The following is a 9,396-nucleotide window of genomic DNA, read 5'->3' on the forward strand; positions in this document are numbered from 1 at the left end:
AGCAATGGCTCTGCGCAGCCTATACGCTGTAATTATGAAGTAAACGATACAGATTTTACTGGGATCGGGGTTAATCCGGAGAACGGTCAGGTAGGTGCCCCCAATTTAACGGGAAGCCAGAATACCTATGACGATTGGCTTATTGTGGAAGAAGGAGAGATTTACTATTTGCTGATCAATAATTTCAACACCAATTTTGATGGTGATCCCGAACCGTTTTCCCTAACCTTTACAGGATACTCTGTAGATCAGGACCAGAATACTGCTCTAGATTGTACCCTGAGAGATGAATTTTTAGGGTTGGATATCGTAGCCTGTGAGGGCGACCCCGATATTGTTCTCAGTGCCCTGAATTCTCCTGCCGGGCCAGATATAGCCAATGTAACCTGGAGTGTGGATTACGATGATGATGGCACCATAGATGCGGTATTGGCTTCAGGGCCCACAGAAACGGAACTGACGGTTGCAAGCCCCGATTCGGGTCGATATTTTGTTGAGATCCTAACCACCCTGGCTACGACCATTACCGATGATATTCTCATTACTTTTTACGGAATCCCGGTCCTGGATGAGGTGATCATATTGGATGACCTATCGGACAGTAACAATGTGGAAATTGTAGTATTGGGCAATGGGAGTTACGAATATGCGCTCAACGGAGGTGAATTTCAGGATTCCCCGATATTTAATGATATACCACCGGGTGAAAATACGGTGATCATTAACGATAAAAATGGTTGTGGATTTACGGATCCTATCCCGTTCTTAGTGGTGGGCTATCCTAAATTCTTTACCCCTAATGGGGATGGAATACACGATGCCTGGAATATACTGGGTATAGAGACCTTGACAGATCCTGTGGTCTTTATTTTCGATCGCTATGGTAAATTGATAAAGCAATTAGACGAAACTACCGTTGGTTGGGATGGTACCTTTAATGGACGGCCCATGCCTTCCTCAGATTATTGGTTCCGTTTAGAGTATGCCAGGGACGAACAAGGAATCCTGGTGGCCAATACCTTACGCACCCATTTCTCACTTAAACGATAAAAAAAAAGCCGGTTATAACCGGCTTTTTTTTAGTCTGTCTTCTTACAAGTTCAGGGTGTATCCTAAAATAATGTTGGTATTTGTATTATTTACCAATGCTGAAGCGGGAAAACCTGTGGTAAATAATTGTTGTTGTGCACTTTGCTCAGAACGGCTATACGCCAGATCCAATCTGCTTCCGCCAAAATTAATCCCTATCCCGAAAGAAATGGCCTCCAGATCCCCAATGGTAACACCATCCTGATAGGGGCTTCCTTCGAAGCGGTAACCTCCCCGTAAGCTTACATTGTCTATTCTGTATTCGCCACCTACCCTAAAAGTCTCAACGGCTCCGAGTTGACCGGCGATAAAAGTGTTCTCATCATTGAACCTTGGGTCTAACACAGGGCGTAATTCGGCTTGTGCCATGTCTTGGTAACCGTAGTCAAAGCTCAGCAATCCTTGAGGGCCAAAGATGATAGCTAAACTACCTGTGACCTTCCCCGGCGTTTTTATACGATAGGCATCAAACAAGTTCACCACATTAAAGTCTATAAATCCGATTTCAGAGTCTGCAAGGTCCGAATTGATTCGCTGGGCGGTATCATCTAGCAACCGGTACCAGGTTGGAGATTGGTAACTCCCCCCCAAACGGACGTTCTCATTTAATTTGGCAATGGCCCCCAGGCTAAAGGAAAATCCGTTACCTTCAGTACGGAGGAAATTGTCAAAATTTACAAATTGTATTTCAGAATTGAGGTCATAACCAGATTCTGAAAACTCCGTATACTGATCGAATAAGACATCATGAAAGTTCAGGGATGCTCCTAAAAAAAGATTCTGCTGGTACTGCCCTGCGATATTCAGGGTTAGTTTACTGTTGTATCCGTTGGTTCTTTGGAAATAATCCTGATTTACCGTGCTGTACGATGCGTTGGAGACATAGGCAGTGTTATTATTGTCGTTTTCATCGACCGGATCGATCACACCCCCGTAATAACCCAGAAATGCCTGTTGTTCCCTGAAACCAAGATTGGCACCTATATCCAGGTAGGCTTCCTCAATAAACTCACCATCCTGTATCAGAAGTGGACCTAAAGGCGCTCCTTGTGCGAAATTCAGAAAGTAGTTATCTATTCCCTGATCACTGTTACCGCGGGTAAATATCTCATTATCATAATTCTGAACCATGTCATAATTTACCGCTAAAGCCAGTTTTTGCCAGGGGTCACTGGCGTTTTTACTTTTAAATACAAACACGCCGCCAAACTGGTTAAGATCGAATGAATTCCTTTTTTCAGTTGAAAGGGTTCCAAAATATGAGGATTCATTGTTCTGATGAAAGTTCGCTCCTGTAATTGTAATAAGGCTATTGTTGAATATGGCCGAACCTGCCGGATTGATATTCAGGGCAGAAAGGTCGCCCCCAAGAGCCCCAAAAGCGCCACCCATTCCTTGAAAACGTGCAGTTCCCTGGAGGTTCTCACGGCTGTATCTTAAAACGTCGTCTATGTTCTGGGCAGATATGGCCAGACATGACAATCCTACGATGAAAGTTAGAATTCTTTTCATTTTCCTACGATTTTATTGTTGAATGTAGATGGATTATTAATTATTTCTTCCTCCTCGGCTACCTCCGGATGAGCGTCCTCCGGACGACCTTCCACCAGATGATCTGCTGCTTCCGCCAGAACTTCTCACGCTACCAGAACTCCTGGAACTTCCGGAAGAACTCCTTACACCAGAGGATCTGCTACTTCCGCTAGAACTGCGAACGCTTCCAGAACTCCTGTAACTTCTAGAGGGGGAAGAGGATCTGTTATATCCCGATGATCTTGGGACGGTAGACCTGTAACTTCGGTTATTCGAGGATCGAACCGCATTACCACTATTTCTTCTATAGGTGTTAGCACGATTTGTCGACGAGTTGTTATAGGATCTGTTCTGAATAGAACTTCTGTTATAACTCGGAGAGGTACGGGTGCTTCTCATAGAACGATAGCTTCTATTTCTGTTGATGGCATCCGCACTAACACTGCGTCTTGCGGTAGTCCCACCTCTGTAACTAGTTGCATTACGAGCACTGCTTCTTGAAGAAATATTAGATCTGCCACTATTGTTTCTCAATCTGGTATTGTTGCTTCTGCTTGTCCCAAGATTGGATCGGCCCCTGAATGAATTAGATGCTAACGAATTTCTGTTGTAATAGCCCCTACGGGAGTTGTTGTTGCCAAAATATGGGGAATACCCGCGACCAAAACCTCCATAGCCCCAATTATTCCAGCCAAAACCGCCGCCCCAGCCCCAGTTGTTCCATCCTAAGCCACCCCAGCCCCAATTGTTCCAGCCAAAACCGCCGCGCCAGCCCCAGTTGTTCCATCCTAAGCCACCCCAGCCCCAGTTGTTCCAGCCAAAACCGCCGCCCCAGAAGGGATCGGCCCATATAGGATTGAATCCATAACCCCAGCCATCATTAATATTAATAACAACGTTGCTGGGATTTTCACCCCAACCTCCGTTTCCGGCATAGGTGTTATTTTGATCAAAATAGGTGCTATTGTCTTCAAAATCTAAACTGTCATTCTCTACACCACTGTAATAGTCATCTACATCAGTAAAGATCTCATCACCCATAATCTGATCTATTTCCTCAGCTTTTCGGCCAAAATAATCTCCATACACCCCGTCGTTATTGTTCTGAGTTTGTTGAGTAGTTCTTGGAGCAGTTCTTGGCGTGTTATACACCATAGGTTGTTCTGCGCCAGTGGAGTAGATACCATCATTATCGTAATAAGATGCTTGTTGATACGAACCGCAAGAGACCAACACAGTAGCTAGAAAACCAAAGGTGATCATTTGCAATGTTTTAGGGTGGGGTAAGGAATGTATCATGAGAATAAATTTATATTGTTGAACATAGTAAAAATAGTTAGTTTTGCCCAACTATTCTTGACATAAGTTGCAAGTTTTGTGCCAAAGTACAACAGATGGGAAAAAATTTAACGACGCGAACTGAGGATTATTCGAAATGGTATAACGAGCTCGTTGTAAAAGCAGACTTGGCCGAAAACTCTGGTGTCAGAGGCTGCATGGTCATAAAGCCATATGGCTATGCAATCTGGGAGAAGATTCAGGCTGGTTTAGATAAAATGTTTAAGGAAACAGGTCACGAAAACGCCTATTTCCCCATATTTATCCCAAAATCGTATCTGAGCAAGGAAGCGAGTCATGTTGAAGGTTTTGCGAAAGAATGTGCGGTTGTTACGCACTACCGTCTCAAGAACGCGGAGGATGGGAGCGGGATCATCGTAGACCCCGACGCAAAGCTGGAAGAAGAACTCATTGTTAGGCCAACCTCCGAGACCATTATTTGGGATACCTATCGCAGATGGATACAATCTTACAGGGATCTCCCATTATTAATCAACCAATGGGCCAACGTGGTTCGCTGGGAAATGCGCACCCGTCTGTTTCTAAGAACAACCGAATTCTTATGGCAGGAGGGCCATACGGCCCATGCTACCAAACAAGAGGCCATTGATGAGGCCGAACTGATATTAAACATTTATGCAGATTTTGCTGAGAATCATATGGCAGTTCCGGTGATTAAAGGTACCAAGACCGAAAGTGAACGTTTTGCGGGGGCATTGGAAACCTATTGTATTGAAGCCTTAATGCAAGATGGAAAAGCCTTACAGGCAGGGACCTCACATTTTCTGGGGCAAAACTTTGCCAAGGCGTTTGATGTGAAATTTGCCACCAAGGAGGGGAATCAAGAATATGTATGGGCAACTTCCTGGGGCGTTTCTACGCGGTTAATGGGGGCCTTGATCATGACCCACAGTGATGACAACGGCCTGGTACTACCCCCCAAACTGGCTCCTATACAGGTGGTGATAGTGCCTATTTATAAGGGAATGGAGCAATTGGAAGCTATTTCTGACAAGGTGCTTCCTTTAGTAAACGAATTAAGGGCCAAAGGCATTTCCGTGAAATATGATGACAGGGATACCCATAAACCCGGTTTTAAATTCAATGAATATGAACTAAAAGGGGTTCCTGTGCGCATTGCCATTGGGCAACGCGATCTGGAGAACAACACCTATGAGGTGGCCCGCCGGGATACCCTGGAAAAAGAAACAGTTGCGGCAGCAGATGTAATAGGCAGGATTGAGCAATTGCTTCATGATATTCAGGAAAATATTTTCAACAGGGCTCACAACTATCGGGAGGAGCATATCACTGAGGTGGATTCCTATGAGGAATTTAAAAAATTGCTGGATACCAAAGGAGGCTTTTTCTCGGCCCATTGGGACGGAAGTTCAGCTACTGAAGAAAAGATCAAAGAAGAGACCAAAGCCACTATTCGCTGTATCCCTTTAGACGGACCGGTAGAAGAAGGCAAATGTATGGTCACAGGTAAGGCTTCTGCACAAAGGGTGCTGTTTGCCAAGGCCTATTAACGCACATTTCAAAAAATAATGGGTGTGTGTTGTGGTAGTAAAAAATAATTGTATTTTTGCATCCGCAATTGTACAAACCTTTGGCCCGTTCGTCTAGGGGTTAGGACGCCAGGTTTTCATCCTGGTAACAGGGGTTCGATTCCCCTACGGGCTACTGATCATTCAGTGTACCTTGTAAGAAGTATGGTTGAATGTAAATTTTTGGCCCGTTCGTCTAGGGGTTAGGACGCCAGGTTTTCATCCTGGTAACAGGGGTTCGATTCCCCTACGGGCTACAGGGAAGCTGTAGATTAGTGCAGTTATTAAAACATAATTTAAAGAAAGATGGCAAATCACAAGTCGGCATTAAAGAGAATCAGAAGGAATGAAGAGGTGCGTTTACGTAACAGGTATCAGCACAAAACCACTCGAAATGCAATCAAGAAATTGCGTACAGAGACAAACAAAAAGAAAGCGTCTGCTTTATTGCCATCTGTAATCAGCATGGTCGATAAATTGGCAAAACGCAATATTATCCATGATAATAAAGCTGCTAACTTAAAGAGCAAGCTTACTAAAATGGTAGGAGCGCTTTAAGACGATCCTTTAAAAAATAACACAGAACCCGGCTCTACAGGCCGGGTTTTTTTGCAGGTTGTTTTTCCTGATCACTCAAAAAAAATCCCGAAATACCTGAGTACCCCGGGATCCTTAATTTTTATGTTTCTTCTTATTGACTCATGGTCATTAAGAACTCTTCATTATTCTTGGTCTGCTTAATACGTTGTTCCATAAATTCCATGGCCTCAATAGGGTTCATATCCGCCAGGTATTTACGCATGATCCACATTCTTTGAATGGTGTTTTCATCCAATAACAGATCGTCTCGCCTTGTAGAAGACGAAATAAGATCGATCGCAGGGAAGATCCTTCTGTTACTGATCCTTCTGTCTAACTGCAGTTCCATGTTTCCGGTACCTTTGAATTCCTCAAAGATTACCTCATCCATTTTAGAGCCGGTTTCAGTAAGGGCCGTTGCAATGATGGTTAGTGAACCACCGTTTTCAATATTTCTGGCCGCACCAAAGAATCTTTTTGGTTTGTGCAATGCGTTGGCATCCACACCACCACTCAGTACCTTCCCGGAGGCCGGTTGAACGGTATTATAAGCTCTTGCAAGCCTAGTAATAGAGTCTAAGAGGATCACCACATCATGGCCGCATTCTACCAGGCGTTTTGCTTTTTCAAGAACGATATTGGCTACCCTAACGTGTTCGGTAGCTTCCTTATCGAAGGTAGAGGCTACTACTTCCCCTCGCACGTTACGTTGCATATCGGTAACCTCTTCGGGCCGTTCATCTATTAAGAGAACAATTTGATATACTTCCGGATGATTGGCTGCGATCGCATTGGCCACATCCTTTAATAACATCGTCTTTCCTGTTTTTGGTTGAGAAACGATCATACCCCGCTGTCCTTTCCCAATAGGGGAGAACAGATCAATGATACGCGTTGATATACTGCTCTGACGCTCTGCCAGGTTAAACTTTTCTCTAGGAAAAAGAGGGGTGAGATGCTCAAATGCTACTCTATCCCGAACCACCTGAGGGTCCTGGCCGTTGATCTTGTTCACTTTGATCAGTGGGAAATATTTTTCTCCTTCCTTGGGAGGGCGCACATTTCCGAGTACCGTATCTCCTGTCTTTAATCCAAATAAACGGATCTGAGACTGAGAAACATAAATATCATCAGGGGAGGATAAGTAATTATAGTCCGAAGACCGTAAAAATCCATAACCATCCTGCATAATATCAAGCACCCCTTCACTTTCGATAATACTGTCGAATTCGTATTCGGGTTGCTTGTATTTGTTTTTAAGGTCCTTGTCGTAGTTGCTCGACTTCTTCTCCTGCCCATTATTTTGGTGGTGGGCCTTATTAGAGTGTTCCCTTTTAATGGTATTCCCGGAATGCTCTTTCTTGGGATGTTCCTTTTTAATATGTTCTTTTTTTGGATGCTCTTTTTTAGGTTGTTCTGCGGCAGTCTCCTTATTGCCATCTTCTTCTTTGGGGCCTCTTCTGTGTTGTGGAGTTTTGGGGTCCTTTGCATCAGAGGTTACTTCTTTTTTAGGCCGTGGTCTTGGCTTGGGCGCCCTTGCCTTTGGGGCCTCTGCAGTTGCGGAGTTTTCAACCACTACGGCTGTTTCCTTTACAATCTTGGGATTGCTTGCCTGCAGGTCCAGTATTTGGTATACCAGATCTAATTTTTTTTGGGTTTTGTACTTAGGTACTTTTAAAGTTTCGGCAATCTTCTGAAGCTCAGGAAGCTTCATTGCCTTTAAATCAGAAATCTCAAACATTGAGTATTGAATAAGTTAAACGTAGTTAAAATTTGAAGTGTTTGTCAATTGGGTATTACTAGGGAATGAGATCCCAGTCGGTAAGTGCTATCATCGATAACGAGGTAAAATTACAAATTATTTTCAATATTTCGTGTATAAATCTTAAAAAGACCTTTATTTTTGCATCGCAAACAACTAATTGCGCCATGATTCAACGAATTCAGTCCATTTATTTGCTTTTAGTAGTCCTGTTGGGGGCACTGTTGCCATTTTGGCTGGAGCTATGGGTAGATGCTGCGGGTGGTGTAGTTTATGCGAAAAATGAAATTGCGGTTTCACTGGCCTTATACGGGTCGGCTTTACTTGCTGCCTTAGCCATTTTCCGGTATAAGGACCGCAAAAGCCAATTTGTGCTGAACCGTCTAAATATGCTTATTAATCTTTTTTTACTAGGATTTTTCGTTTACCGATCACTAAATCTATCCGGAGAGACCCTGGTCTCGGAGAAGGGTATTGGGATGCTGATTCCTGTAATTTCTATCGTTTTTCTGGTCCTGGCCAACAGGGCTATCAAGAAGGATGAAGATCTTGTAAAATCTGTAGATCGCTTACGTTAAACCTAACATCTTAGTAGTATTAGTGCGTGAAACCCCGGTAGCCATACCGGGGTTTTTTGCTTCATATAGTTTTAGCGTCCAGGCAAAATAGTATTCCTAAAGTGAGGCCCGTTTGCCTATTTCTATGACTTCCAGATTCTTAATATCTTTTCCATCGATCTCAAATCGGAGCATGGTTCGCATTTGGTGAAAGCCTTGTTTACCACAGGCCCCGGGGTTCATGTGCAGCAGCTCTAATTTTTTGTCCCACATTACTTTTAATATGTGAGAATGACCACTAATAAAGAGATCCGGAGGATCTTGCTGTATTGCCTGTTTGATCTTCGGACTGTATCTGTGTGGATACCCGCCAATATGCGTGATCCAAACGTTTACGCCTTCACATAAAAACCTTTGATGCAACGGAAATTCCTGTTGAAGGGGTCCGCCATCTATATTGCCATAAACGGCTTTTATGGGTTTAATTTCGGCTAGTCTATCTACTACTTCAAAGGTTCCTATATCGCCTGCATGCCATATCTCATCCGCTTGTTTTGCATATTTTAGAATAGTTTCATCCAAATATCCATGTGTATCGGAGAGGAGTAAGATTTTGGTCATTTAAGGGTATCTTTGTACGCAACAAAAATAGGACTTCACTTTGAGATATTTTGTCGAATTTTCATATGATGGTAAGGCCTATCATGGATGGCAACGCCAGCCCAATGCCACGAGTGTTCAGCAAACACTGGAGGAGGCTATGACCTTACAACTTAGAAATCCTATTCAGCTTGCAGGAGCGGGGCGTACAGATGCAGGCGTGCACGCAAGGCAACTCTATGCACATTTCGATATAGATCAACCCTTAGAAAAGGAAGTGCAGGTACAACGCCTGAATGCCTTTCTGCCGGCAGACATTGCTATACATGCCATCTTTCAGGTAGATGACCAGGCTCATGCCCGTTTTGATGCTTTAGAACGCACCTAT

At 43.7% G+C, this 9,396-nt stretch carries 8 protein-coding genes, 2 tRNA genes and 1 pseudogene; 7 read left to right on the plus strand and 4 right to left on the minus strand.

Features of this window, described 5'->3' with window-relative positions; all coding sequences use genetic code 11:
- The coding region (locus WBM49_RS05460) for a T9SS type B sorting domain-containing protein (protein WP_424371054.1) at positions 1 to 1,050 on the plus strand (1,050 nt) is incomplete at its 5' end.
- Positions 1,051 to 1,092: 42 nt separating this feature from the next.
- On the opposite strand, the gene WBM49_RS05465 is transcribed toward WBM49_RS05460, so the two are convergent.
- Together WBM49_RS05465 and WBM49_RS05470 are read right to left on the minus strand one after the other, a co-directional pair.
- On the minus strand, positions 1,093 to 2,601 hold the full coding sequence (locus WBM49_RS05465) for an OmpP1/FadL family transporter (protein ID WP_424371055.1): 1,509 nt from the start codon (positions 2,599 to 2,601) through the stop codon (positions 1,093 to 1,095).
- A gap of 36 nt (positions 2,602 to 2,637) precedes the next feature.
- Positions 2,638 to 3,921 (minus strand): hypothetical protein, encoded by a 1,284-nt coding sequence (locus tag WBM49_RS05470; RefSeq protein WP_424371056.1) that lies wholly within the window; start codon positions 3,919 to 3,921, stop codon positions 2,638 to 2,640.
- A gap of 95 nt (positions 3,922 to 4,016) precedes the next feature.
- On the opposite strand from WBM49_RS05470, the gene proS reads away from it, so the two are divergent.
- From proS to rpsT, 4 genes are all read left to right on the plus strand, one after another.
- Positions 4,017 to 5,492, plus strand: a complete 1,476-nt coding sequence (proS, locus tag WBM49_RS05475; protein ID WP_424371057.1) for a proline--tRNA ligase — start codon at positions 4,017 to 4,019, stop codon at positions 5,490 to 5,492.
- 82 nt (positions 5,493 to 5,574) lie between these two features.
- A tRNA-Glu gene (locus tag WBM49_RS05480) sits at positions 5,575 to 5,646 on the plus strand.
- 49 nt (positions 5,647 to 5,695) lie between these two features.
- Positions 5,696 to 5,767: transfer RNA gene (locus tag WBM49_RS05485), tRNA-Glu, on the plus strand.
- 49 nt (positions 5,768 to 5,816) lie between these two features.
- The gene (rpsT, locus tag WBM49_RS05490) at positions 5,817 to 6,068 is read left to right on the plus strand and encodes a 30S ribosomal protein S20 (protein WP_424371058.1); all 252 of its coding nucleotides are present in this window, start codon (positions 5,817 to 5,819) and stop codon (positions 6,066 to 6,068) included.
- A 133-nt stretch (positions 6,069 to 6,201) separates the two neighbouring features.
- Here the strand turns inward: rpsT and rho are convergent, their stop codons facing one another.
- Positions 6,202 to 7,830: a transcription termination factor Rho gene (gene rho / locus WBM49_RS05495; RefSeq protein WP_424371059.1), complete on the minus strand. Its 1,629-nt coding sequence runs from the start codon at positions 7,828 to 7,830 to the stop codon at positions 6,202 to 6,204.
- Positions 7,831 to 8,018: 188 nt separating this feature from the next.
- On the opposite strand from rho, the gene WBM49_RS05500 reads away from it, so the two are divergent.
- A complete protein-coding gene (locus WBM49_RS05500) occupies positions 8,019 to 8,429 on the plus strand; it encodes a DUF4293 domain-containing protein (RefSeq protein ID WP_424371060.1) in 411 nt (136 codons plus the stop codon).
- 96 nt (positions 8,430 to 8,525) lie between these two features.
- Here the strand turns inward: WBM49_RS05500 and WBM49_RS05505 are convergent, their stop codons facing one another.
- A complete protein-coding gene (locus WBM49_RS05505; RefSeq protein WP_424371061.1) occupies positions 8,526 to 9,029 on the minus strand; it encodes a metallophosphoesterase family protein in 504 nt (167 codons plus the stop codon).
- 40 nt (positions 9,030 to 9,069) lie between these two features.
- On the opposite strand from WBM49_RS05505, the pseudogene WBM49_RS05510 reads away from it, so the two are divergent.
- Positions 9,070 to 9,396: pseudogene (locus WBM49_RS05510) on the plus strand (tRNA pseudouridine(38-40) synthase TruA); the annotation flags it as partial.

It is taken from the genome of Muriicola sp. (assembly GCF_049669965.1).
In the GTDB taxonomy this organism is placed as follows: domain Bacteria; phylum Bacteroidota; class Bacteroidia; order Flavobacteriales; family Flavobacteriaceae; genus Muriicola.